The organism is Candidatus Zixiibacteriota bacterium, assembly GCA_040752595.1.
Classification (GTDB): Bacteria; Zixibacteria; MSB-5A5; order WJJR01; family WJJR01; genus JACQFV01.
This window is the reverse complement of the sequence record JBFMGX010000004.1, coordinates 38,257-62,589: the sequence shown is the minus strand read 5'-3', so window position 1 is coordinate 62,589 and position 24,333 is coordinate 38,257. Positions and strand designations below refer to the sequence as shown.

The following is a 24,333-nucleotide window of genomic DNA, read 5'->3' as shown; positions in this document are numbered from 1 at the left end:
CAGGCCCACCGCCGACCACTTGCGCCGCCCCCTTCAGCAGGAAGGGCATCCGTGTCCAGGTGTGACCGTTCGGCAATACCTGTCATTGCTGTATCGCCGCTGTAGCCAGCCAACTGGTGAGTTCCCGTTGGCTCGGAATGCGACCGGCCGATTTGACTTCACCATTGATCACGAGCGCCGGAGTCGACATCGCCCCGAGGGCAACGATCTCATCGATCGCCTCAACTTTGACCGGCTTGACCGCGAGACTGAGCTGCCGGAGTGCTTTCTCGATCTCGTCGTACAGCCGCTTGCAATTCGGGCACCCGGGCCCAAGGACTTTGACTTCCATGTGTGACCTCATTTCGCGCGTCCCGGCGGGACAGAACCGGGCACCGTTGATATCGCTACTGCCGGCGCGTACTGATCCTGCCTGCCGCCCGCGTACTGTCTTTCGCCACTTCCTTCAAGACGCGTTCGACACAACCGAAGAAATTGAGGATGCAGGGCACACGGAGACGGTAGAACACCATGGCCCCGCGACGCTCGTCCCCGACAATGCCGGCATTCTTCAGAACCGAAAGGTGCTTGGAGACGGTCGAGGTGTCGTCGCCGACCAGATCGGTCAGCTCACACACGCACCGTTCCCCCCGGTTCAACTCATCGATGATCAGCAGGCGGCTGGGATGGGCCATCGCCTTGATGACTCGTGCCCGGGCGGCGTACTGGGACGCGGTCTTTGGTCTGGGTCCGGTCGCCATCCCCGGTTCTACGCGGACATCTCATGGCCGTTTGGCAAAATTGCCAAATGCTGTGACACGACCTCTATTGCTGGAGCAGGCCTGTGGCTCAGAAGCCCTGCGCTCCGGAGAACCCGGTCAGGTGCACAGGGTACCCGACCCGCGGATTACTGTCTGGCCGAAGAAGATCCCTCACCCGGTCCGTCCTGCGGACGGACCGACCTCCCTGCTTCACTCTGTTCGGGACGCTGCCGGAGTGAGAGGTTATTCCTCACGCAGTGACGGCGCCGTGGCATTTCTTGAATTTCTTGCCGGAGCCGCAGGGGCAGGGATCGTTGCGGCCGACTTTGGCGTGGTCGCGACGGACCGGCTGTTTCTTGCCGGCGGTGCGGGTCTCTTCATCGGTGCCGGCGTACCCCATGGCGGTCGCCTCGGCATGGACCGCCTGCAGGCGCCGGGTCTCGGCCATCACCTCGGCGACCGGCGGCGGCGCCGCGACTTGAAGGCGGAAGATCATCTCCACGGTCTCGCGTTCGATCGTATCCAGAAGCTGCGTGAACATGGAGAACGATTCCTTCTTGTATTCGATCAGCGGGTCGCGCTGGCCATAGGCGCGCAGACCGATCCCGGTCTTGAGCTGGTCCATCTCGTAGAGATGTTCCTTCCAGCGCTCGTCGATGACGCGCAGCACACAAAAACGCTCCAACTGGCGCATCACCTCCGGTGTGATCGCCGCTTCCTTGTTGGAGTGAACGGCCAGGGCGCGTGTACGCACCAGCTCAATCAAGCCGGCATAGTTGAGCTCGCGCACTTCCGGGCTGTCAAAGTTGATGTCGACCAACATGGTCTTCACCAGGTCCAACCGGAGGGAACCGGTGTCCCAGTATTCGGGCGCGCGCGGATCGGGGCAGTGCTTCTCCATCAGGCGCTCACAGACCGTGCCGATCAGCGTGATGACTTCCTCGCGCAGGTCCTCCTGCTCCAGTGACTGCGCGCGGCGCGCGTAGATCACCTCGCGCTGCTGGTTCATCACGTTGTCGTATTCGAGCAGGTGCTTGCGGATGCCGAAGTTCTGCCCCTCGACGCGTTTCTGCGCCCGCTCGATGGCCTTGGTCACCATCCGGTGTTCGATGACCTCTCCCTCCTGCACACCGAGCCGGTCCATGATCGAGGCGATGCGCTCGGAGCCGAAGAGGCGCATGAGGTCATCTTCCAACGACATGTAGAACCGCGACGATCCCGGGTCGCCCTGGCGTCCGGCGCGCCCGCGCAACTGACGATCGATGCGACGCGCCTCGTGGCGCTCGGTGCCGATGATGTGCAGCCCGCAGGGGACATTGTCGTAGCATTTCAGTTCGTCCAGCAGCGGGCAGACCTCGGCGTCGCCGTCGGATTTCGCCACCAGGGCGCAGTTGACGTGCTTGACGACGCCGGGGCCGAGCTTGATGTCGGTGCCGCGTCCCGCCATGTTCGTCGCGATCGTGACATGCCCCGGTTGCCCGGCGCGGGCGACGATCTCGGCCTCCTGCTGGTGATACTTGGCATTGAGCACCGAGTGCGGGATGCCCACCCGTTTGAGCATGCGCGACAATGTCTCGGACACCTCAACGGACACCGTGCCGACCAACACGGGACGCCCGGCCTGATGTTGGGCTGTAATCTCCTCGACCAGCGCGTTGTATTTCTCCCGCCGGGTGCGGAAAATGACGTCCTCGAAGTCGATGCGTCGCACCGGCTCGTGGGTGGGGATCGAAGTGACGTCGAGTTTGTAGATTTCGAAGAATTCCCCCGCCTCGGTGACCGCGGTTCCGGTCATCCCGGCCAGCTTCTTGTAGAGACGGAAGTAGTTCTGCAGCGTGATCGTCGCCAGCGTCTGTGTCTCGGCTTCGATCCGCACCTTTTCCTTGGCCTCGATCGCCTGATGCAACCCGTCAGCGTAGCGGCGGCCGGGCATCATGCGCCCGGTGAATTCATCGACGATGACGACCTTGTCGTCCTGGACGACGTATTCGACGTCCTTCTCATAGAGCGAGTACGCCTTCAGCAACTGCGAGACGATGTGTACCTTCTCCGAGCGATCGGCATGGAGCTTGTAGAGGTCGTTCTTCGCCTTGGCCTTGTCGATGTCGCTTAAGTCCTCGCGTTCGTCGATCTCGACGACACCGTCCCCGATGTCGGGGAGCTCGAAGAGGGCCTGCTCCTCGGGCTTGAGGAAGTTCAAGCCGGTGTCGGTCAGATCGATGGTCTGCTCGCGCTCATCGATCGCGAACAGCAGTTGCGCGTCGATCTCGGGCATGCGCTTGTCGCGCACGAAGTCCACTTCGACCCGGCTGATCGCCCGTTTGACGCCCGGCTCCTTGATGAACTTCATGAAGCGTTTGTTCTTGGGAGCCCCGCGCTTGACGGCCAGGAGCTTGATCCCTGCCTCGTATTCTTCGCCCGCCTCGAAGTGCTTCGTGCCTTCTTCGACCAAGACATTGGTGATCTCGGTCTGCCGTCGCATCAGCCGCTCCACCAAGCCCCTCATCTCCACGAAGCGCGAGATGTCGGAGCGACCGGTGGGACCGGCGATAATCAACGGCGTGCGCGCCTCGTCGACCAACACCGAGTCGACCTCATCGACGATGGCATAATGGAATGGCCGGTGCACACGGTCTTCGATGCGGACCGCCATGTTGTCGCGCAGATAATCGAAACCGAACTCGTTGTTGGTGCCGTACGTGATGTCGCAAAGATACTGCTCCCGCCGGGTGGCGGGATCCTGATCGTGCTGAATGCAGCCGACGGTCAATCCCAGGAAGCGGTGGATTTCCCCCATCCATTCGCTGTCGCGACGGGCCAGGTAGTCATTGACGGTGACCAGATGGACGCCCTTCCCCTCGAGGGCATTGAGATAGCAGGGCAGGGTCGCCACCAGCGTCTTGCCTTCGCCGGTCGCCATCTCGGCGATCTTGCCCTCGTGCAGGATGACGCCGCCGATCAACTGCACGTCGTAGGGGATCATATCCCATTTCGTGTCAATGCCGCACACATCCCACGACTTCCCCACGAGCCGGCGGCAGGTCTCCTTGACCGTCGCATAGGCCTCGGGCAGGAGATCGTCGAGGGTCTCGCCGTCCGCGAGCCGCTGCCGGAACTCATCGGTCTTGGCGCGGAGCTGTTCATCGGAGAGCGCATGATATTCATCGTAGTACTGGTTGATAGTATCCACGATGGGACGAATCCGCTTGACGTCGCGCTCATGTTTCGAGCCGAACAGGGCGGTCAGGGCTTTTTCGAGGATGGACATGGTCGTCCAAATCGTAGGGTGGGTGCTTCGCACCCACCGTTTCGTTGTCGTGCCAAGCGGTGGGTGCAGAGCACCCACCCTACGTCAATCTCAAAACTCCGTCCGACCCTCCAACGCGCGGATGACGGTATTGGTGTCGGCATATTCGACGTCGCCACCCATCGGCAGGCCGCGGGCAATACGGGTCACGGTCACGCCGAGCGGCTTCAGGACTTTGGCCAGGTAGTTCGCGGTCATCTCTCCTTCGGGTGTTGGGTTGGTCGCCAGGATGATCTCGCGGATGCCGTCGGATTTGACGCGGGCGACCAGCTCGGCGATCTTCAACTCCTCCGGGCCGATCCCGTCCAGCGGCGAGAAGACGCCGCCCAGCACGTGGTAGACGCCCTGGAAGGCGCCCGCACGCTCGAAGGCGAGCACGTCGTGAGGTTCCTCGACGACGCAGACCAGCGAGCGCGTGCGCTGCGGAGAGCGGCAGATGGCGCAGGGATCGTCGTCGGTGATGTTGTAGCACTGCGAGCAGAAGACGATCTTCTCCTTGACGGCGATGATCGCCTCGGTCAGCGAACGGGCCAGATCGGGCGGTGCCTGCATGACGTGGTAGGCCAGCCGGTAGGCAGTCTTCCTGCCGATCCCGGGGAGCTTGGCGAACTGATCGATCAGATGATCGAGTGTGGCGGAGGTGTTGGCCATCACAGCTTTCCACAAACGGGCGGGCACGCAGGCCCGCCCCTGCACCCGGACGTCATCGTCTTCGTGGTGGCGAACCTGTGTGTTCGCCCGCGTGAATCAGAATCCCATCCCCGGCAGCGGCAGGCCGCCGGTCAATTTGGACATGCTCCGGGCCTGCATTTCGGCGGCACGCTTCTGGGCCTGATTGACCGCCGCGCAGATCAATTCCTCGAGCATCTCGATTTCATCGGGCTTGACCACCTCGGGAGCGATCTTCACTTCGAGGACATCGCGTTTGCCGTTGACGGTAACGCGCACCATCCCGCCACCGGCTGATCCCTCGACCGTCTCGTTTTCCAAGGCCGCCTGGATCTTCTCCATTTCCAGTTGCATCTTGCGGACCTGCTTGAGCAGTTGCTCCATATTGGCCATCGGTCTCTCCTACGGACTGCTGTGATCACCGGCGCTGCGGCCCAACGCACCGCCTATTCTACGATTTCCCCATCGAAGCGGCGCAGGATTTCCTGAACGGCGTGATCGGAACGGATTTTCTCGTCGCGGGCGCTGCGATTCAGGCCGGCCGGTTCGGGCCCGCCGCTCGGGGCGGTCACCGTCGCCGACAGTGCACTTCGGGCGGGCGCTGGTCCTTCCTTAACGTGGATACTGATTCGTGCGCCGGCGCCGACCGCTTTGGTGATCTCGGCATGGATAAGGTCCCGCACCGGCTTCTCGGCCAGTTGGCGTTGATGGAAGGTCGACCCGTTGTAGACGTTTAGTTCGAAGCCGCCCGCTCCCGTTTCGACCAACTGCGCATGTCCCAGCACCGCGCGCAGCGTCGGCCGGTGGTGGCAGATCGACTCCAGAATTGGTGCAAAATCCATGTCCCCCACCGGGGGACTCGCGGGCGCCTGGGCGACAGGGTCACGAGGAGGCGTGGAGGCGTTCTCATCCTCGGAACCGCGATCTGGCAATGGGAGCGCGGGACCGGCGTCATGTTCGGCGGCGCGCGCCAGGCCGGGGATCGACGTCTGCCTCTCCAAGCGTTCCACCAGCGACCGAATATCGATCGAGCGGTCGAGGCGGGCCGCGCGCATGGCGAACATCTCGATCTCCAGGAGAGGTTGGGCTGATCCACGGCGCACGCGCTGGGCCAACTCGACGGCCATCAACAAGAGACGCAGCCAGTCATTCTCGTCCCGTGCGGTCGATGCCCGACGATACCGCTCCTGCTGATCGGCATTCAACGCCTCATCGGCGTACTCGTCCCCCAGCGACCGGGCGAACAGCAATCGCTTGAGATGCTCGGCGAGTTGACGGACGAATTGCGACAGGTCGCGGCCGGCACGGGCGACTTGGCCAATCACATCCAGCGCCCGCTGGGCATCGGCCGCGGCGAACGCATCGGTCAGGGCAAAGAGCATGTCGGAATCAACCAGCCCGAGCGCCTCGTTGGTCAATGCCGCCGTGATCGGCCCACCAGCGTACGAGGCGATCTGATCCAGAAGTGATTGCGAGTCGCGCAGCGAACCGGCGGCTTCGGCCGCGATGATGTCGAGCGCCTCCGGTTCGACGGCGATTCCCTCCGCCTGAGCAATCTTCTCCAGTTGGCCGCGCAGGGCGACTTGCGGGATGAGGCGGAAATCGAAGCGCAGCGCGCGCGAACGCACCGTAGGCGGCACGTCGTGCACTTCCGTCGTCGCAAAGATGAACTTTACCGACGGCGGCGGCTCCTCCAGCGTCTTCAGCAACGCATCGAAGGCGTTCTTGGAAAGACGGTGGACCTCGTCGATGATGTAGACTTTGAACCGGGCGCCGGCCGGGACCAGACGCGACGATTCCCGCAGCTCGCGCACATCATCGATGCCCGTATTGGAGGCGGCGTCGATCTCCAGAACATCGAGGCAGTTCCCCTGGGTAATGGCCATACACGTGCCGCATTGATTGCAGGGGGTCGGCGTCGGCCCCTGCTCGCAATTGAGTGCCTTGGCGAGAATGCGCGCCGTGGTCGTCTTACCGGTACCGCGCGGGCCGCAGAACAGGTAGGCGTGATGGATGCGCCCGGCGGCGATGGCGTTCTTCAGCGTCTGCGTGACCTGCGGCTGCGCGATCACGTCATCGAAGGTCTGGGGGCGCCACTTGCGGGCCAGGGCCAGGTACTCAGACACGGCAGCTCCCCGGCGGCGAGGTCACCTTCTGGGCGGCAACAAGGGGCTGAAAGCCCCTTGTCCTCATCGTGGTGGGTGGTTCGGCAATCCGCACGGGCAATCACCTGATCCAAATCATTGGGTTCGTGCACCCGTCGTCGACCGCGACTGCTCCGACCGGCCGGTTAGCCGGCTCCGACCGGGCCGTCTTGCGGCACACGAAGCGATCCGCTTACCGCTGCTACCTTCCGGTCCTGACGGGGTTGGGCGATTCTCCGTTGCGCAAGACCCGGTCCTCAACGCCACTGGACCGGTCTGCATCGGGGCGGCCGTGAGGCCTCGGACGGTCTTCGGCCCCGGTATAGCGGGTTCCGGGTACAGGGCACCGCTAACTCCCCACCTAGCACGAACCCGCGTGATTATACCATGGGTAGTCCCGCCGGGCAAGGGGTATGGACGGTTGGCTCCATGAGGCGTCGCGCAGCGAGATGGAGATGGCGGGATCAATGGAGGAATCGCGGACATCCGCCGACAAGAAACCTGTCGACAAATCGGCGCCATTTTGACATATAGACTGCAGATGGGTCGGCTCCGCACCATCATCTTGTCGGCGGTGGCATCCACGATGCTGGTGGCCTTCCAGGTGGCCCCACGTCTCCCCCTCTTCTGCGGAATACCCTGTGACAGGCCGGATCATGGCGCCGCTATGACGGAATCTGCACCGTGCCACTCTGATCAGGACAGTGCCCCAGCACCGGGTTGCCGCCACGGGACTCAAGACCGTTCTGGGGGAAATCAAAGAGCCGACGGGTTTCGGGGATGTCATCCGGCCCGATCGGATGGCCCGGGCAGCCATTGTGGTGCTTCGCCGGACACGCAGGAGGAATCCTCCCAGCGGCATTGCCGCGGTCACGCCACCAAGTGCCTGGGATGTCTTCCCACACGGCTGGCCTTCGAGGCGCCGCGCGAGTTGACGATTCGCAGGGCGGCGGGCCTGACCGCTGTGGATGAGCCGGCCACGGCTTCGCTTCTGGCCATGCAGCGCCGGTTTTTTCGGCTCCATGAACACTCGCCGCCGACCCTCTGCTGGGCATGCGCCGGAGGGCAACTTTGCCTCATGAATGGCCTGCTTCGGCTATGAGATGCGGGTTGTGGATGCCGACAGGGAACACATGAAGTTGGGCATCAAACCGATCTCAGGAGAAGACAGATGAACCTAAGGAACCGCATCATAGCGTCGGCGCTCGTGTTTCTGTTCGCCGTGTTCGTCACCTCGGCGACGGCCCTCATGGCCTGTGAGAAATCCGGCCAGAAGGACTGCAAGGCGAAATGCGCGGAGACGTGCAAGCACGACGGGAAGACCGAGTGCAAAGCCGAATGCAAGGACAAGTGCAGGGCCGAGTGCAAAGACAAGTGCAAGGCCGAGTGCAAAGACAAGTGCAAATGCGAGTGCAAGGACAAGTGCAAGGGTGGCCATGCCGGGCAGAGCAGCAAGGCAGGGCTTGGCCATGGTGATTCCTGTCCCATGCATGCGTCCGCGAGCTGTGTCAGTGCAGGCCCCGGTGCAACCGCTGCCGCGGACACGAAGGCCAAGGACAGCGACCCCGGCAGGAAGTGAGTCCATCGCCGGGCGCAAGACCGAGGGCCGGGAGAGACCTCCCGGCCCTCATCTCTTGGCACCCAAAGAAGCCGGGACCCGCACGCGGGCCCCGGCTGGCAATCTTGTGGAGCAGAGCGGGATCGAACCGCCGACCTGTACGTTGCGAACGTACCGCTCTCCCAGCTGAGCTACTGCCCCAGTGTTACCCCTGATCCGTGGGGATCAGGCGTGCCCGAATATATCGGAACGGCAGGCGGCTGGCAAGCGGTAGGCGTGAACGAACAACCTGCCAAGCTCCCACAGGGATAAACCGCAGATTGTCATGCCGAGCGTAGCGAGGCATCTGCTGTTCGCCGACGGTCAAGAAAAGCAGACCCCTCGCTGCGCTCGGGGTGACACAGTACGGTGCGGGCCTCAGATTCGACTCTGGTGCACGGCCGGCTACTTGATCTTCGCCAGCGCGGCCCTCAGTGCCTCGAAGTCGTGGCTATCCGCGACGTTGTACTGCGGATTCACGTAGGCAACGATCCCCCGGGAGTCGACAACATACACCGTGCGATTGTTGAGCCCCTTTTCCGGGTTGAAGCTGTCGTACAGGCGCGCGACGGCATGATCGTGATCACTCAGCAGCTCAAAGGGGAGGTTGTGGTGCTTCGCCCACTCGTGATGCGAGTAGACATAATCCCCGGAAATTGCCCAGATGCGGGCGCCCGACTTCCCCAAGTCGGCGATGGCATCGCGAAAGGAGCAGACCTCCTTGGTGCAGCCGCCGCTCCAATCCGCCGGGTAGAATGCCAGCACGATCGGTCCCTTGCCGACCTCCGCTGACAGAGTGAGCGGCGTCTGGGCGATCGAATCGCGCGTTGCGTACGGCAACGTGAAGTCGGGGGCATTCATTCCCACGTTGATCGGCGAAGCGGTGGAAACGGCAGTGGACATCAGAACCTCCGGGATCAGAATGAACGGGAAAATGGTCGTCAGTCTGGCGAGCACTCGCATCGTTGCCTCACAGTCCAGGGTCGGACTGGTGTCTCAAAACAATTCGGCAGCAATTTTGTTCTGATTTGTGGTATCATATACGGAGCGACGTCAACCGGGGACGGAAGTCTACGTGTGTCAAAAGATTGCCGGGAAATCGGATTCCGTCAATGGACCTGCTGCGCGGTGCTATATTTCACTTGGGCCGTGGCGACGCTGGCATATGTACGATGAGGCCGGGCGTGACGTGGGACGGTCCGTTTTCGTAACGGCGCTCGGATGGGAAACTCCATAGGGCCGAGCCGGCCGACGCTGAGGTGATACTGATGCATCGAATTGTCCGCAAAGAGATGGTGGCGCCGAATACGGCGATGTTCCATGTCGAGGCGCCATGGATCGCCCGTAAGGCGAAGCCGGGGCAGTTCATCATCGTCCGTTTGGATGAGATGGGGGAACGGATTCCGCTGTCGCTGTCGGGGTGGGATCCGGTGGCGGGGACATTGCGCCTGATCGTGCAGGCCGTAGGGTACACGACGATGAAGATGGTCGCCCTGAATGAAGGGGACTTTATCCTCGACGTGGCGGGTCCCCTGGGCGCACACACCCATCTCCCCCCCGAGGGCACGCTGGTGGTGATCGGCGGCGGTTATGGCGCCGGGGCGGTGCTGCCCAATGCGCACGAGGCCAAGTCGGGTGGACGGCGTGTCCTCGGGATCATCGGCGCCCGGACCAAAGAACTGGTGCTGATGGAACAGGAGATGCGCGCCATCTGTGATGAGACATTCATCACAACGGACGACGGCTCCTATGGGATCACGGGCGTGGTGACCGATGCGCTGAAGATCATCCTCGACCGGGAAAAGGTGGGCGCCATCCTCGCCGTGGGCCCGGTGCCGATGATGCGCGCGGTCAGCGACATGACAAAGCCGATGGCGATCCCGACTTTGGTCTCGCTGAATGCAATCATGGTCGACGGGACCGGGATGTGCGGCGGTTGCCGTGTGGTCGTGGGCGGAGAAACGAAGTTTGCCTGCTTCGACGGTCCCGATTTCGACGGACATGTCGTGGATTATGACCTATTGGTCCGGCGCCAGAAGATGTACAAGCCGCAGGAGGCCCAGGCGCTGGAACACGCCTGCAAGATAGATCAACAGGTCCGCGCTTTGCGCTGATCGCGTGAGGATCGAACGCAATGAACGAGAAGCCGAAACTGACCGCCAAGGAACGGATGAAGATTCCCCGGCAGACGATGCCGGAACAGGAACCGGAGGTCCGTCGCCACAACTTCTCCGAGGTGCCGTTCGGGTTCGATCCTGAGACCGCCAGGCGCGAGGCGCAGCGATGCATCGAGTGCCTCAAGCCGACCTGCATCGACGGCTGCCCGGTGCAGATCGACATCCCCGCCTTTCTGACCATGATCGCCGAGGGGAAATTCGCCGAGGCGGCGCAGAAGATCAAAGAAACGAATGTCCTGCCCGCCATTTGTGGCCGGGTCTGTCCGCAGGATGAGCAGTGCGAGAAGGTGTGCACGATCGGCAAGAAGGTCCGTCCCGTGGCGATCGGCGCCTTGGAGCGTTTTGCCGCCGATTGGGAACGCGCGTCAGGGAACGTGAAGATCCCGGATGTCGCGCCCCCGACCGGATGCCGGGTCGCCATCGTCGGATCGGGGCCGGCCGGTTTGACCTCGGCGTTCGAGTTGGCCAAGCGCGGCCACAAGGTCACGATTTTCGAAGCGCTCCACCGTCCGGGGGGAGTCCTGTTCTACGGCATTCCCCGTTTCCGTCTCCCCGGAGAGGTGATCGAGGCCGAGATCGCCGTGCTGCAGAAGATGGGCGTGGAGATCATCTTGAACTCACTGGTCGGGAAGCTGGTGACGGTCGATGAATTGCTCGAGGAAGAGGGATTCGATGCCGTCGTGCTCGGCACCGGAGCCGGTCTCCCCTGGTTCACCGGCCTCCCCGGTGAGAATCTCAACGGGATCTACTCTGCCAACGAGTGGTTGACGCGCATCAATCTCATGCGCGCCGATCAATTCCCGCAGGCGGCGACGCCGATTCGCTGCGGCAAGCGGGTGGCGGTGATCGGCGGCGGGAACACGGCCATGGATGCGACGCGCACGGCGCTCCGCCTTGGGCCGGAGAAAGTGTACCTCTTCTACCGGCGGACACGTGCCGAAGCCCCGGCGCGCACCGAAGAGATCGAGCACGCCATCCAAGAGGGCATCGAAATTCATTGGCTGACCGCCCCGACACGGTTCATCGGGGACGAGAACTCCTTCGTGAAGCAGATCGAGATTCAGCACATGGAGTTGGGCGAGCCCGATGCCTCCGGCCGCCGCAGGCCGGTCCCGGTCAAGGGATCGGAGGAGCTGTTTGACGTCGACACGGTGGTGCTGGCGCTCGGCTTCGGCGTCAATCCGCTGATCGCGTCGGTCACACCGGACATCAAGACCGACAAGAAGGGCATTGTCCAAGTTGAAGCGGCCACCGGCATGACCTCCAAGTCAGGTGTCTTTGCGGCGGGGGATGTCATCACCGGCGGCGCGACAGTGATTCTCGCCATGGGACAGGCGAAGGTCGCCGCGATCGGGCTGCACAACTGGCTGATCCGCCACAAGGGTCTCGACCTCCCGACCGAAGAGGTCCACTACGAGGCCGAGGCGGCAGCGAAGTAGGCAATTGCACGAATCGTCAGCTTCTGTAGGGGCGACCCGTCGGGTCGCCCTTCCGTTCTGTTCCGAGGGAACCGGGTGCCATGCACAAGCCCTCCGGCCCGCGGCCGGAGGGCTTGTGCGTGCCCGTGTTCCCGGGCGATGCGCACCCTTGTAGGGGCGGTTCGTGAACCGCCCGTCCTGTTCAGGGCGAACAGGCGCATCGCGATGCGCCCCTACAACGATCGATCATGGCACAGTGAGGCACGCACAAACGAGATTGTGCGTGGCAGCCGGTGCATTTCCAATTGTAGGGGCGACCCGGTGGGTCGCCCTCTTGGTTTGACCGACGAAGGGCGAGGCAGCGCCTCGCCCCTACCAAACAAACGACAAGGGGTTGCCCCCCCTGCCCGCGATGCCATCGTCTTGTCCCGAGGACAAGGGGCTTCAGCCCCTTGCGGTGGGCGGCTTGTCCCCAGCAAAGTCAAGGCGGATGGTCTGTGCTGTGTGTGCCCGCGATCTCCGATCGCGGCGTGCACGTCACCGCAGGCCATAGTTGTCCCGCTTCGCGGGACCGCGATCGGAGATCGCGGCCACGCATATCCTGTTGCCTATGCGGCGGGCAAAGCCCGCCCTACGATTTGCCGGACTGGTAGCGCTGTGCCAAGGCCTCGGCGGTCTTTTCGAGGAGCCACTGCGGGGTCGAGGCGGAACCGGAAATGCCCAGTGTCTCTATCCCTTCCAGCCACGCGGCGTCGACTTCTGCGGCGGTTTCGATCCAGTAGGAGCGCGGATTGACACCCTGGCAGACCTCGAAGAGCACGCGGGTGTTCGAGGAATTGCGGCCACCGACGAGGATGATCGCATCGCACGAGGCCGCGAAGGCACGCAGCTCGGACTCGCGGTCGGCGACGAAGGCGCAGATCGTGTTGCGCCAGGTCACGTCTTTGACCCGTTTCTGAATCGCCGCCAGCATCGTGTTCCACATCTCGTCGGAGATCGTGGTCTGCGCCAGGACATAGGTAGGACGGTCGGGGTCCAACTGCTCGACGTCGGCTTCATCGTGCACGACCTTCGCTTCGTTGTTGCAGTAGCCGAGGATGCCGATCATTTCCGCGTGGTTGGGCTTGCCGACCACGACCACCTGGTAGCCATCCTCGTGATATTTCTGCGCGAAGCGTTGCGAACGGGTCACGACCGGGCAGGTGCCGTCGACGATCTCCACATTTTGCCGACGGGCGCGCTCGAAGACCGAGGGCGGCTCCCCATGGGCACGGATCACCAGCCGCTGCGGCTGGCCGGTGTCGCCATTGCGGTCGAAGACAGAGTGGTCGACCTCCGACATCCCGAGGTCCTTGAGGCGGGCGATCTCGACGTCATTGTGAATCACGGCGCCGAGCGAGGCAGTCTTCACGCCGGCGGCGAGATGTTGCTCGGTCAGCCGGATGACCCGTTTGACGCCGCCGCAGGGGCCGGCCTTATCGTCGATGATGATTTTCAATGTCGTTACCAAGACGGCGGGCAAAGCCCGCCCTACATAGCCCAAAGATGATCAAGTTTATCGCTGGCGGCGGCCGTTGACCCTCGCAGATACGGTGCGCCGGGACGTGATGATGGGGGTCTCGACCGGGTTTGCCACCAAGATGGCATGGATGCGTTTCTCGATGCGAGCGGCGGACAATCCGGCCCAGTCGAGCAAGATCGGGCGCGCCCCATGGGGGACCAGACAATCCTCAACAGCAATCGTGTGCACCGCCGGGCGCTGCGGGCGCGAGGCGAATTCCTGCGCCACGGCCTGACCGAATCCGCCGCGCCGGTTGGCTTCTTCGATGGTCACAATGCACTGGTGAACAGCGGCGATCCGGCCCAGCATCACGGTGTCGAGCGGCTTGACGAAGCGGGCATTGACGACTTCCGTGTTGATGCCGGCGGCGGCGAGACGACCGGCCACATCCAATGCCGTGCGCACCATGGCACCGACCGCCAAGAGGCACAAATCACTCCCCTCCTGCAGCACCTCCCATTCCCCGATCGGCAACGGTCGATATCGTTCGTTTGAGTCGAACCGCCATGCCGTGTCTTTGGGATAGCGGATGGCAAAGGGACCGTCACTCCAGGCCAGTGCGGAGAACAGCAGGTCGCGCAGTTCGTTGCCGTCTTTCGGAGCGGCGACCGTCATCCCCGGCACACAGGAAAGATACGCAATGTCGAGATTGCCGTGATGTGTGGGACCGTCCTCCCCGGCCAACCCGCCCCGGTCGAGGCAGAAGACGACCGGGAGCTTCTGCAGCGCCACATCGTGAACGAGATGGTCGAAGGCACGCTGAAGGAACGTCGAGTAGATCGCGCAGACGGGTCGGAACCCCGCCGCTGCCAGCCCGGCGGCGAACGTCACCGCGTGTCCCTCGGCGATGCCCACATCGAAAAAGCGATCGGGGAAACGTTCGGAGAACGGAACCAACCCTGTCCCCGTCGCCATGGCGGCGGTGATGGCGACGACGCGAGGATCACGCTCGGCCAATTGCAGCATCACCTGACCGAAGACATCAGTGTACGGCGGGACCACCGTGATCGGTCTGGTTGTCTCCGCCGCGGTGGCGGTGGGGGCCGGTTGCGCCGGTCTGGCTTTGACTCCATGCCAGGCGACCGGGTCCTTCTCGGCCGAGGAATGGCCGCACCCTTTGCGGGTGATCAAGTGCACGAGGACCGGACGACGGAGCTCTTTGGCGCGTCGCAGCACCGGGAGAATGTCCGCCAGATTGTGGCCGTCGATCGGGCCGATGTACTTGAATCCCAGATCTTCAAAGAGCATTCCCGGCGCGATGAATGTCTTCAGCGACTCATCGACGCGACGGGCGAGCGATTGCAGCCGATTATGAAACGGTGCCTTCCCCAACGCCGCCCAGATGTCGCGCCGAATCTGGTTCAACCGCGGATCGGCGATGATCTCCGCCAGGTAGCGGGAGATGGCGCCGACGTTGGGCGAGATCGACATGCGGTTGTCATTGAGAATCACCGTGATGTCGGTCCCGCTGGCGCCGGCGTTGTTGAGCCCTTCGTAGGCCAGCCCCCCGGTCATCCCGCCGTCGCCGATCACCGCCACAACGCGGTAGTCTTCCCTGTGGCGGTCGCGGGCGATGGCCATCCCCAGCGCCGCCGAGATCGAGGTCGAGGCATGGCCGGCGCCGAACGCGTCGTACGGGGATTCATCACGACGCAGGAAGCCGGAAATCCCCTCGAAGCGACGGATCGTCGGCAACAGGTCACGTCGTCCGGTGAGGATCTTGTGGACGTACGCCTGATGCCCGACGTCCCAGACAATCTTGTCGCGCGGGGCATCATAGAGATGGTGCAGAGCCACGGAAAGTTCAACGGCGCCGAGCGAGGAGGCGAAGTGCCCGCCGACCGCACCGATGACGTCGATGATGTAGTGGCGGATCTCCGCGCACAACTGCTGGAGTTCCTCCAGCGTGAGTCGCTTGAGGTCCGCCGGGGTGTTGACCGTCGCCAAGAGGGCGAATTGCGGGTCGATTTCTCTCATCTGCTTTTCGACTGGGAGCGCGGCGCGATCTTTCGTGTCACGATCGGTCCGGGATGCCGTAGCGACCGACGATCTCGTGCACACGATCGCCGATCGCCAGCGCATCGTCCCATTTGCGTTGCCACATGTTGCGGCCAAAGATCAGGCCGGTTCCCCCCGCCTTCATGCAGATCTCGACCTTCTCCAGAAGGTCCTTGTCGCCCAGCTTCGAGCCGCCGGAGAAGAGCACCATGCAGCGTCCCGCCGAGCGGACGGCCTTTTGCGCCATCGCCAGCTCGTCGGTAGGCAACGTCGGATAGGGCTTGGGGGAATCGGTGGACGTTCCCTTGGGGAGGTTGATCTTCACGACATCGGCGCCGATCTCCTCGGCGACGCGGGCGGCATAATCGACGGCGTACAAGCTGTCGCGTCCCCCCTTCTTGTCGATCGCCTCACCGCGGGGGTAGGACCAGACGATCAGGGGCATCCCGTAGCGCTCGCAATCGACGCGGACGGAGTTCAATTGCGCGATATCGCGATCCTGTGACGGTGAACCGACGAAGAGCGTGTACCCCACGGCATCGGCACCCAAACGAACGGCGTCGAGAACGGTTCCCGTCAGAGAGGAAAACGCCTGCGCCTCCGAGGGAATGCATGTCCGGCCGTTGACCTTCAACACCAGCGGGATGCGTCCCGCGTACTTGGGGTAGTACCTCTCGGCCAGGCCAACATGGATCGCCACGCCGGAATAGCGACCGGCCAGACCGAGACGAAAGATGTAGTCGGTGTCGAGGGAATCGGGATTGTCAAAAAAATCCACGGGTCCGTGCTCGAGCCCCTGATCGAGGGGCAGAAACAGCAGTGTGCCATTCCCCGGCCCGAACTGATAGAGCATCCGGTACAGACGCGCCTTTTTGCCGGCGGAAATCTCCAGATCCCACAGGGACGGCCGGGATACTCTGGCCGTCGCCGCCGCGCCTTTTGTCATCGTTGCGGTCGCCATGTAATTCCACCCTCCTGCAACTGTTAACAGGGGCCCGCCTCAACGGCCCCCATCTCGACGGGAGATACACCGCCTTGGGGGTCGCGTCAAGCGGATTCAACCCTTGGCGACGCCGCCGGTGGTGTCCACGCCCGGGACTGTTATATCATCGGCCGTATCGGGTGGTTTCCATTCGAGTGAAGCGACGACACGCCGCAGCGGATCGTGGAATTGCGCCTGGATGTTTCGCGCCAACCCGGAGGCGCGGGTACGGGCGATGGCAGAGTGGCGGAACTCGCGACCGAACTCATCCTCGGACAGTGACACCCAATGCTCTCGAGGCGGGCAGAGACAATCGGCACGGGGCAGAAAGGCGCGCTCGGACGTCGGGCGCCCGAACTTGTTCCAGGGACACACATCCTGGCAGATGTCGCACCCGAAGATCCAGCCGTCGGATCGCTCGGCGATCTCCGCGGGGATATCATCGTGCGATTCGATGGTCCAATAGGCGATGCAGCGGTTGGTGTCGACGACATACGGTTCGGTGATCGCGTCGGTCGGGCAGGCGTCGAGACAGTGCGTGCAACTGCCGCAGAAGTCGCTGTGCGGCGCATCCGGCGGCAACTCGGCGGTCGTGATGATCTCCGCCAGAAAGACCCAGGATCCCATCCCACGCGTGATCAGGCAGGCATTTTTGCCGATCCAGCCGAGTCCGGCACGCTGCGCCCACGCTTTTTCCATGACCGGCCCGGTGTCGCAGTAGGAGAGGAACTGCTCGCCGGGGAGCCAAGTCCGCAGACGTTCGAGCAGCGCGTCGAGCTTCCGCTCCAGAACACGGTGGTAATCCTCCCCCCAAGCGTACCGTGACACCTTCAGGGAGCGACAGCAGTCGTTGCCCGCCACCGGGGTGTAGTAGTTGACGGCCAGTGAGATCACCGTGCGGGCGCGCGGAAGTACTTTGGTGACGTCGGCACGACGGTCGGCATGGCGCGCCATCCAGGTGAGTCCGCCATGATACCCGCGTGTCAACCAGGAAAACAGACGATCGCGGTCGTCGTTCTCAACCTCGACGGCGGCCAAACCCACAGCGTCGAAACCCAGTTCCGCCGCTGCCGCCAACAGCCGCGCCTTCGCTCCCTGTCGTGACGATTGATCCATCATGCTCCTCGACTGCCTGCCGCCGCTGTCGGGCCAGGATGCTCGCCGCCCTGGAAGATCTGGCAGGTACCCCGCAGATGCTCCCGCGAGAGACGGTAGCGCTCATCCTCCGGCATGACGTTGAATTCACGGCTCATGACGCCGTACCCGAAATCATAGCCGATGATGGCGGTCGCGGTGAAATTGACCGCCTCCATCGCCAGTTCCCGCAGATGCACGCACCCCTGGCCGCCGCCGACCCGGTGCGAGATCTCCTTCATGACCCCACGCCCGATCACCAGACCGACCAATTCCCCCGCTTTCGCTGTCACCAACGGGCACAGCGTGTGCGGGTGGTTGGCCATCTCCGCGTGCGCGGCCGTGATTGACTTTGTCTTGGGGTTCACCATCAAGTCGAGCCGGATGAGATGATAGGGATCGAGGAACGAGGCGCCGACCGAGATCATTCCGTCGGGAGTCTCGAAGATCTCAATGGAGATGTCGCGCTTCGAGACCAGCCGACCGCGCGGCATGGGAGGCGCCGTGTCTGAAGGAGAACCGTCTTCCATCGTCCCAAGCTTGCCGTTGGAGCGACGCCGCGACCCTGTGGACCGACACGCCGCCTTGCCAACGCTCATATCTACGCAGGAATGTCGATGGACGTTGAATCGCATTCGCGACCGCCACACACCGTGTCGGAGAGGGAATGCTCGCGGCGCTAATGGTGCAACTATTCACAAACGTTTTGTGGCGTGGTTCGTAGCGAACAACCGGCCTCATCGCGGCCGAGAAACACCATGCCCCGCGACCACGTGCCGCGGGGCATGGTATCACAGCACCGAGTCCGGATGTGTCAGGCCCCGGGCCCTGACGTCGAGTCCGGACGAAGGCACGACCGCTCCCACGATCCGGAGAAGAACCCGCCGTTCCAATCGACACCTTCGAATCCCATCTGGCCCGGACCTTGTCTGTCGCGAACGCCGGCTTCACGCGGTGCGGCGTGCCAACGACCGTGCAGCGTCCCGACCGGCAGTCCATCACGCGCCGCCCAGATACCGGCAAACCATCCGGAGTTGGCGTCATTGGGATCTTCGCCCCAAGTGCCGCGCAACAGACCACGCACATGACCCGCCGGGCCGATGTACTTTCCGAAGAAGACACGCTCGCCGTTGGCGCGAATGCCGAAGTGACCGCGCAGGTGGCCAGTGAGAGCACCATCCGTGCTCATCCACTTGCCGAAGAAGTGTCCGACGCTGTCGGAAGGACGTCTCGCCCAGACACCTTCGAGCGGCCCCCCGCCGCAGGGTTCGAGGTCCAATTCACGTCCGTTGAAGGCGATCTGATTGCCGAGTTGGTCCACGGTGACCATCTCGTCGAGCGATGCCAGCTCATCGATCGAGAACGAGTGCGCGTAGGGTGTGGTCGTGAACTCCAGAGCGTTGGCCGGCCAGTTGGAATCCGGAGGAACGGGCGGATCGATGATCACCAAGAGCAGTCCGTCGAAATTGACGCTGGTCGCGGAGACCCAGTCCAGGCGACTGCGATTCTCCCGTGGACGGACGACATAGTCCTGCCCACGCTCGAAGCGAATCAACCGCCGTACGGCAACGGCACCACGTCGCAGCCGGACCGATCCTGACCAGTCGGTGACCGTGGTGTTGGTCGAATCTCCTGCCAGCATCCCCCAGCGGATCGCCAGACGGAACACCCGGGCACCCGGCAGATCCATCAGCGAATCGATCTGTTCAGAGGCGAACGAAGGGTCTGAGAGCGGTTCATCCTCTGCCAGGTACGCCGCCATTGTGGCATCGCCAAACACGGGGGCTTCATCGGCATCGTCATAGCCGCCGAAAGCGGACGACAGATCGAGGTCGCCCGATGTACGTGAATTGACGGCGGGGTCACCGGAGCACCCGGCTACCAACAAGCCCACGGCAGCCATTTGAATCCAGGTGGTCGCCAACCATTTTTGTCTCATTGCTTGCTCCTTTCGTGACATTGCCATGACCACAAGTCCCATGCTCTGGGCCGAGCCATTCTGCAACGACTCTGCCAACCAGCACGCCGTCGTGCGACACTTGAGTACAAAGCCGCAACCCATTGCCACAACACGAGATGGGAGATCCCTTGAATCCGCGCCACACCCTTGAGGTGGTAATGACGAAATAGACAGTTGTACCATTCGGATCATCACTGCTCCTTTCGGACATGTGGGGACAGGTATACAGGCGACGACTTCTTCCCTGGCTGGTGACAGTCGTGATGCTGGCCATCCTGGCCGGCATCAACCTCGGATATCGCCGCATCCTCGGGGAGTTCTATGCCGCCCTGAACGAAGAACTGGGGGAACAACTCTCAGGACTGGCAGAGACCTTCGCGGCGTCGATCCCGGCGGAGATGGTGTCGGAGGCCATCGGTTCGGAGAGTGCGTTCTCGCCGGAGGCGTTCGTGCGACTGCGCGAACAGACGCGGGAATTCGCCCTCGCCAATCGTCTTGTCTCGGCCACGATCCTCGACACGCTGTGGCAGGATCCCTTCGCTGCCGAATCCGATTCGCTGGGGGCGATTGTCTTTTCCGCCCTCGACCGCAAGGGGCGGGCGGCGCTGTTGTCGGGATTGCCGTGGGTGTCGGAAACATACCGTTGGCACGGGGCGTACTACCGTAGCGCCGCGGCACCGATCAGCGATTCATCGGGAGGGCCCCCGGTCGGGATCGTGCGGATTGAGGCCGACGCCGGGTACTTCGCGGCATGGGACCAACTGGACTCACTGTCATGGTGGGTTCATGCCCTCTCGGTCCTCTTCGCCCTGGCCCTGGTGGGTCTGTTCATATGGTATGGTCGCATCACGCGGCACTGGGAGGCCGAGCTACTGCGCTCGGAAAAGCTGATCGGGCTGGGACGGCTGGCGGCGACCATCGCTCACGAGATTCGCAATCCACTCGGTATCATCAAGGCCACGGCGCAACGTCTCGAGCGACTGGAACGGCAGCCGTCAACCGATCGCGCGCATCAGACGGAGTTGCTGCGCTTCATGCCGGCCGAAGCCGACCGACTCGACCGCATCCTGAGTGGGTACCTGCGTCTGGCTGACCCATCGGCGACACACCGCACGTCGGTGACAATGGAGGATGAGCTCCCCCGTTGGCTGGAGACGCTCAAAGCCGGCATCGGCGGGGCGGGGCGCTGGGAGTTGCAGGTGGAGCCGACGGGGCCGATCATCGTCGATGCGGAGGCGCCACGGCAGGTGTTGATGAACCTCCTGCGCAATGCCCTCGATATCAGTCCGCCGGAAGAGCCGGTGCGAATCCAATGGCGACCGGCGGGGCCGGGATGGGGTGAACTGGTCGTCGCGGATCGGGGGCCGGGAATCCCCCGGCGACTTCGCCAGCGCGTGTTCGAACCATTCTATACAACGAAGACAACGGGATCGGGGCTTGGCTTGTACGCCGTGATGATGATGGTCGAGCGAGACGGCGGTACGATTCGAATCGGGCACAATCCCGGCGGCGGTGCGGTGTTCACGGTCCGGTGGCCGCTGGCACGGGATCGCACAAGCAATGACCGTGTGACAGGGTGAACAAGGCTCCCTCACCCGATCCGTCCTCCGGACGGATCGACCTCTCCCGGAGGGAGAGGTTACGGTGTCCTCCCCTGCTTACCGTTTGGAGTCGAGCCGTGAAGATCGTGAGGACATATGGCACGCATACTGATCGTCGATGACGAGGAACGCATCGGTCTTCTGCTGTCGGAGACGCTCTCCGACCTGGGGCATCAGGCCGCTTACGTGACCGATGGAACCCAGGCGCTCGCCAAGATTCGTCCCGGCGCCTTCGATCTGGTGATCACCGATCTTCGTATGAGCCCGGTGGAGGGGATGGAGATCGTGCGCGCGGTGGCCGCCTTGGGCGGCGGGACCGATGTGGCGGTCCTCACGGCCTATGGATCGACCGCCTCCGCGGTGACCGCCATGAGGGCCGGCGCCGTCGACTACATCGCGAAGCCACTCGACCTCGATGAGATGACGTTGTGGGTGGAGCGCTGGGAGAAGACCCGTCGCTTGGACGCGCGCGCCGAGCAACTCGATGCCGATCTGCGCGCGTTGACGGACGATGAGTTCATCGGCGCCGCCCCGGCGGTCATGCATCTGCGCCTCTTGATCGAGCGCGTGGCGCCGGCGGACGCCACGGTGGTCATCACCGGCGAGTCCGGCACCGGCAAGGAGCTGGTGGCGCGGGCGATCCACAAGGCATCGCCGCGCGCCCAGCGGGCATTCGTCGCCACCAACTGCGCCTCGCTCACGGAGACGCTTTTGGAAAGCGAGTTGTTCGGGCATGAGAAGGGCGCCTTCACCGGGGCGATCAAGCAGCGACCGGGACGCTTCGAACTGGCCGACAAGGGAACACTGTTTCTTGACGAAGTGGGTGAGATTTCACCGGGATTCCAGGCGAAACTGCTGCGGGCTCTGGAGCAGCGGGAGATCGTGCGGGTCGGCGCCGCCGAGCCGATCGGAGTCGACGTGCGCGTCATTGTCGCCACGAACAAGGACCTCGCCGCGATGGTGGCGCAAGGGCGCTTCCGCGAGGACCTCTTCTTCCGCCTGAATGTCTTCCCCATCCACGTTCCGCCACTGCGAGAGCGCCGGGAAGACATCGCGGTGCTGGCGGAGCACTTCCTCCGGAAGCTGCGCTACGGCGGACCGAGGCCATCGCGCGCGGTGATGGAGAAACTCCAGTCGTACAACTGGCCGGGGAACATCCGCGAATTGAAGAACGTGCTGGAGCGAGCGGTCATCCTCGCCGGCGGTGAACCGATCGGCAGCGAACATCTTGCCCTCCTCCCCACCCTGACGCCACCGGGGAGGGATGCGGCCAAGAGCGCCGTCTCGACCGCCTCCGAGTCGTTACCACCGACCCCCGGACAGGGATTGGCCGATGTCGAGAGACAGATGATCGAAGAAGCGCTGCGCACTGCGGGCGGAAACAAGAGCGACGCGGCGCGGCGACTGAAGATCACGCGCCGCGTCCTCTACGCCAAGCTGAGGCGGTACGGGTTGGACGCATGAGCTGCGGCGCGGAGAATCGGCGCATCGGAGTCTCTGATTCGGGGCCGACGCTGATGAACTGGACGGTTCAAGTGTTCCGACCGGAGCAGATCGTTACATGAATGCAAGACGTTAGATGACGACTACAATCAGTTGTCATACAATGCGTTGACAGCAATACCGTCGCCGAATCCTCCTGGCATGCAGTTTGACTCCCTGGTGATTGACGAAAGATCGGTGTCAGAACAGGAGCCAAACATGAGACAAAAGCGATTGCTGATTATCCCCTTCATCCTGCTCGCGCTTGGGTGGGTCGTCTGCATTCTCTGCTTGCCGGCCACGGCCGCGGCACAAAACCGTGTGGATGTCAAAGCCGAGATCGAGAAGACCGACCGCCTGTGGGAAAGCGCCCGCGACGTGCTGCCAAAATCCGGGCCGCCGCCCGGGGAACCGGGTCTAAAGCGGGTGGAGCAGTTACAGGATGAGGCCCGAGAGGCACTGAAGCAGGGCGATCTGCGTCGGGCGGAGGATCTGACGCATGATGCCCGCAATCTGGTCTTGGAAGCGTTGGCAGGTCTGCGCCGCGGAGACGAATCCGCTGATGGCGTCAGACGCGAACTGGAGCAGACCGACCGGGTTCTACAAGACGTCCATCAACGGATCGGGGCTGCCCCCCGACCTGCTGAGGCGAATCGTCTGAGGGCGGCCGAGGCCCTGCAATCGCGTGCCTGGGACATGTATCACCGTCGTGAGTTGCGTCCGGCATTGAAACTGACGCTTGAAGCTCGTGATGCCCCGGCGCGTCTTGATCAGCGCGGATCGCGCGGCCGTTGGGGTGCGATGGGAAACGAGGCCGCGCGCGGTCGACGCAGAGAACGGATCATGGACCGTCTGGGACAGGCGATGGAAAGACTCGGGTCGCGCGCCGAGCCGGACAACCGGGTAGCACAAGAACAGTTGGACTTGGCCCGCAGCAGCTATGCCGCTGCAGAGGGAGCCATCCGAGATGAGCGCTGGGCCTTGGCGGAGCGGTACATCCGACAGACGCGCGAGGCGCTGCTCCGTGCGGCCGGTGCGGTCGAGCGCGATCTCCGCCATGAAGACATCGCCGCCCTCTTGGAAGACGCCGAACGTCGTCACGAGGAAATGGCGCAGGCAGTCCATGAAGACGGCTCACCGCAATTGCAGGATCGGTTGAAGCAGGCGGGCGACGATCTGCACGAGGCCGGGGTCGCCCTCGATACCGGGGCCTTGCGCGAAGCACTGATCCGGACACGTGCGGCGCTGGACCTGATGGACCGGATCAGCGAAGAGCTCGAGCGGTAGGACATGTTCGGACCGAGGAGTGCATCGGGAGCGCCGAGCTCCTGACCGACTGTCCACGATCTCGCCTGTCGTAAATCCGCTTGCCGCCCCCTGCGAATCCTGCCGGAACGGCGCAAAAAAAACCTGTTGCGTCATTTCGGAATGGCCCTTTCTTGATGGTTAGAAATGCGGTTTGAGGGAGTTGGGGCTGACAGTGAATGCATCCGACCAAGGCGCAGGCCGAGGGTGAGAGCATAAGGACTTCCACACCCCGATGGGGTGAGCCGCACCAAATCC

At 63.2% G+C, this 24,333-nt stretch carries 19 protein-coding genes, 1 tRNA gene and 1 other RNA gene; 6 read left to right on the top strand and 15 right to left on the bottom strand.

Going from position 1 to position 24,333, the window contains the following annotated elements:
- Positions 1 to 82 precede the first annotated feature (82 nt).
- From AB1792_00735 to ffs, 7 genes are all read right to left on the bottom strand, one after another.
- Positions 83 to 331 carry a thioredoxin family protein gene (locus AB1792_00735; protein ID MEW5700741.1) on the bottom strand — a complete coding sequence of 83 codons (249 nt, stop codon included), beginning with the start codon at positions 329 to 331 and terminating at the stop codon, positions 83 to 85.
- Between the two features lie 55 nt (positions 332 to 386).
- Complete coding sequence (locus tag AB1792_00730) at positions 387 to 740, bottom strand: metalloregulator ArsR/SmtB family transcription factor (protein MEW5700740.1); 354 nt, start codon at positions 738 to 740, stop codon at positions 387 to 389.
- Between the two features lie 250 nt (positions 741 to 990).
- A complete protein-coding gene (gene secA / locus AB1792_00725) occupies positions 991 to 4,008 on the bottom strand; it encodes a preprotein translocase subunit SecA (GenBank protein MEW5700739.1) in 3,018 nt (1,005 codons plus the stop codon).
- 90 nt (positions 4,009 to 4,098) lie between these two features.
- Complete coding sequence (gene recR / locus AB1792_00720; GenBank protein MEW5700738.1) at positions 4,099 to 4,698, bottom strand: recombination mediator RecR; 600 nt, start codon at positions 4,696 to 4,698, stop codon at positions 4,099 to 4,101.
- A 96-nt stretch (positions 4,699 to 4,794) separates the two neighbouring features.
- A complete protein-coding gene (locus AB1792_00715; GenBank protein ID MEW5700737.1) occupies positions 4,795 to 5,109 on the bottom strand; it encodes a YbaB/EbfC family nucleoid-associated protein in 315 nt (104 codons plus the stop codon).
- Positions 5,110 to 5,162: 53 nt separating this feature from the next.
- Positions 5,163 to 6,842 carry a DNA polymerase III subunit gamma/tau gene (dnaX, locus tag AB1792_00710; protein MEW5700736.1) on the bottom strand — a complete coding sequence of 560 codons (1,680 nt, stop codon included), beginning with the start codon at positions 6,840 to 6,842 and terminating at the stop codon, positions 5,163 to 5,165.
- Positions 6,843 to 6,965: 123 nt separating this feature from the next.
- Positions 6,966 to 7,230: signal recognition particle sRNA large type (gene ffs / locus AB1792_00705), an RNA gene on the bottom strand.
- Between the two features lie 801 nt (positions 7,231 to 8,031).
- Between ffs and AB1792_00700 the strand changes: the two genes are divergently transcribed.
- Positions 8,032 to 8,439, top strand: coding sequence for a hypothetical protein (locus AB1792_00700; GenBank protein ID MEW5700735.1), 408 nt, complete (start codon positions 8,032 to 8,034; stop codon positions 8,437 to 8,439).
- A gap of 107 nt (positions 8,440 to 8,546) precedes the next feature.
- Here the strand turns inward: AB1792_00700 and AB1792_00695 are convergent.
- A tRNA-Ala gene (locus tag AB1792_00695) sits at positions 8,547 to 8,619 on the bottom strand.
- A gap of 243 nt (positions 8,620 to 8,862) precedes the next feature.
- On the bottom strand, positions 8,863 to 9,420 hold the full coding sequence (locus AB1792_00690) for a peroxiredoxin (protein ID MEW5700734.1): 558 nt from the start codon (positions 9,418 to 9,420) through the stop codon (positions 8,863 to 8,865).
- 305 nt (positions 9,421 to 9,725) lie between these two features.
- On the opposite strand from AB1792_00690, the gene AB1792_00685 reads away from it, so the two are divergent.
- Together AB1792_00685 and gltA are read left to right on the top strand one after the other, a co-directional pair.
- Positions 9,726 to 10,571 (top strand): sulfide/dihydroorotate dehydrogenase-like FAD/NAD-binding protein, encoded by an 846-nt coding sequence (locus AB1792_00685; protein ID MEW5700733.1) that lies wholly within the window; start codon positions 9,726 to 9,728, stop codon positions 10,569 to 10,571.
- A 20-nt stretch (positions 10,572 to 10,591) separates the two neighbouring features.
- Complete coding sequence (gene gltA, locus AB1792_00680) at positions 10,592 to 12,073, top strand: NADPH-dependent glutamate synthase (GenBank protein ID MEW5700732.1); 1,482 nt, start codon at positions 10,592 to 10,594, stop codon at positions 12,071 to 12,073.
- Positions 12,074 to 12,683: 610 nt separating this feature from the next.
- On the opposite strand, the gene AB1792_00675 is transcribed toward gltA, so the two are convergent.
- From AB1792_00675 to AB1792_00650, 6 genes are all read right to left on the bottom strand, one after another.
- On the bottom strand, positions 12,684 to 13,550 hold the full coding sequence (locus tag AB1792_00675) for a 4-hydroxy-3-methylbut-2-enyl diphosphate reductase (GenBank protein MEW5700731.1): 867 nt from the start codon (positions 13,548 to 13,550) through the stop codon (positions 12,684 to 12,686).
- A gap of 57 nt (positions 13,551 to 13,607) precedes the next feature.
- The gene (dxs, locus tag AB1792_00670) at positions 13,608 to 15,590 is read right to left on the bottom strand and encodes a 1-deoxy-D-xylulose-5-phosphate synthase (GenBank protein ID MEW5700730.1); all 1,983 of its coding nucleotides are present in this window, start codon (positions 15,588 to 15,590) and stop codon (positions 13,608 to 13,610) included.
- 37 nt (positions 15,591 to 15,627) lie between these two features.
- Positions 15,628 to 16,572 carry a fructose-bisphosphate aldolase gene (locus AB1792_00665; protein ID MEW5700729.1) on the bottom strand — a complete coding sequence of 315 codons (945 nt, stop codon included), beginning with the start codon at positions 16,570 to 16,572 and terminating at the stop codon, positions 15,628 to 15,630.
- A gap of 96 nt (positions 16,573 to 16,668) precedes the next feature.
- A complete protein-coding gene (gene queG, locus AB1792_00660; protein MEW5700728.1) occupies positions 16,669 to 17,712 on the bottom strand; it encodes a tRNA epoxyqueuosine(34) reductase QueG in 1,044 nt (347 codons plus the stop codon).
- On the bottom strand, positions 17,709 to 18,221 hold the full coding sequence (locus AB1792_00655; protein ID MEW5700727.1) for a DUF2889 domain-containing protein: 513 nt from the start codon (positions 18,219 to 18,221) through the stop codon (positions 17,709 to 17,711). Before AB1792_00655 ends, queG begins: the two co-directional genes overlap by 4 nt.
- A gap of 320 nt (positions 18,222 to 18,541) precedes the next feature.
- Positions 18,542 to 19,666, bottom strand: a complete 1,125-nt coding sequence (locus AB1792_00650; GenBank protein MEW5700726.1) for a hypothetical protein — start codon at positions 19,664 to 19,666, stop codon at positions 18,542 to 18,544.
- Between the two features lie 284 nt (positions 19,667 to 19,950).
- On the opposite strand from AB1792_00650, the gene AB1792_00645 reads away from it, so the two are divergent.
- The 3 genes from AB1792_00645 (at position 19,951) to AB1792_00635 (ending at position 24,057) form a co-directional block, all read left to right on the top strand.
- On the top strand, positions 19,951 to 21,267 hold the full coding sequence (locus tag AB1792_00645; protein MEW5700725.1) for an ATP-binding protein: 1,317 nt from the start codon (positions 19,951 to 19,953) through the stop codon (positions 21,265 to 21,267).
- Positions 21,268 to 21,384: 117 nt separating this feature from the next.
- On the top strand, positions 21,385 to 22,752 hold the full coding sequence (locus tag AB1792_00640; protein MEW5700724.1) for a sigma-54 dependent transcriptional regulator: 1,368 nt from the start codon (positions 21,385 to 21,387) through the stop codon (positions 22,750 to 22,752).
- A gap of 237 nt (positions 22,753 to 22,989) precedes the next feature.
- Entirely contained in the window at positions 22,990 to 24,057 is a 1,068-nt protein-coding gene (locus tag AB1792_00635; protein MEW5700723.1) for a hypothetical protein, read from the top strand.
- The last annotated feature ends 276 nt before the right edge of the window (positions 24,058 to 24,333 follow it).

Bases quoted from the DNA above. Each gene is read 5' to 3' on its own strand.
- AB1792_00735 (MEW5700741.1), bottom strand. From the start codon at position 331: ATGGAAGTCAAAGTCCTTGGGCCCGGGTGCCCGAATTGCAAGCGGCTG.
- AB1792_00730 (MEW5700740.1), bottom strand. From the start codon at position 740: ATGGCGACCGGACCCAGACCAAAGACCGCGTCCCAGTACGCCGCCCGG.
- secA (MEW5700739.1), bottom strand. From the start codon at position 4,008: ATGTCCATCCTCGAAAAAGCCCTGACCGCCCTGTTCGGCTCGAAACAT.
- recR (MEW5700738.1), bottom strand. From the start codon at position 4,698: ATGGCCAACACCTCCGCCACACTCGATCATCTGATCGATCAGTTCGCC.
- AB1792_00715 (MEW5700737.1), bottom strand. From the start codon at position 5,109: ATGGCCAATATGGAGCAACTGCTCAAGCAGGTCCGCAAGATGCAACTG.
- AB1792_00700 (MEW5700735.1), top strand. From the start codon at position 8,032: ATGAACCTAAGGAACCGCATCATAGCGTCGGCGCTCGTGTTTCTGTTC.
- AB1792_00690 (MEW5700734.1), bottom strand. From the start codon at position 9,420: ATGCGAGTGCTCGCCAGACTGACGACCATTTTCCCGTTCATTCTGATC.
- AB1792_00685 (MEW5700733.1), top strand. From the start codon at position 9,726: ATGCATCGAATTGTCCGCAAAGAGATGGTGGCGCCGAATACGGCGATG.
- gltA (MEW5700732.1), top strand. From the start codon at position 10,592: ATGAACGAGAAGCCGAAACTGACCGCCAAGGAACGGATGAAGATTCCC.
- dxs (MEW5700730.1), bottom strand. From the start codon at position 15,590: ATGAGAGAAATCGACCCGCAATTCGCCCTCTTGGCGACGGTCAACACC.
- AB1792_00665 (MEW5700729.1), bottom strand. From the start codon at position 16,572: ATGGCGACCGCAACGATGACAAAAGGCGCGGCGGCGACGGCCAGAGTA.
- queG (MEW5700728.1), bottom strand. From the start codon at position 17,712: ATGATGGATCAATCGTCACGACAGGGAGCGAAGGCGCGGCTGTTGGCG.
- AB1792_00655 (MEW5700727.1), bottom strand. From the start codon at position 18,221: ATGCCGCGCGGTCGGCTGGTCTCGAAGCGCGACATCTCCATTGAGATC.
- AB1792_00650 (MEW5700726.1), bottom strand. From the start codon at position 19,666: ATGAGACAAAAATGGTTGGCGACCACCTGGATTCAAATGGCTGCCGTG.
- AB1792_00645 (MEW5700725.1), top strand. From the start codon at position 19,951: ATGCTGGCCATCCTGGCCGGCATCAACCTCGGATATCGCCGCATCCTC.
- AB1792_00640 (MEW5700724.1), top strand. From the start codon at position 21,385: ATGGCACGCATACTGATCGTCGATGACGAGGAACGCATCGGTCTTCTG.
- AB1792_00635 (MEW5700723.1), top strand. From the start codon at position 22,990: ATGAGACAAAAGCGATTGCTGATTATCCCCTTCATCCTGCTCGCGCTT.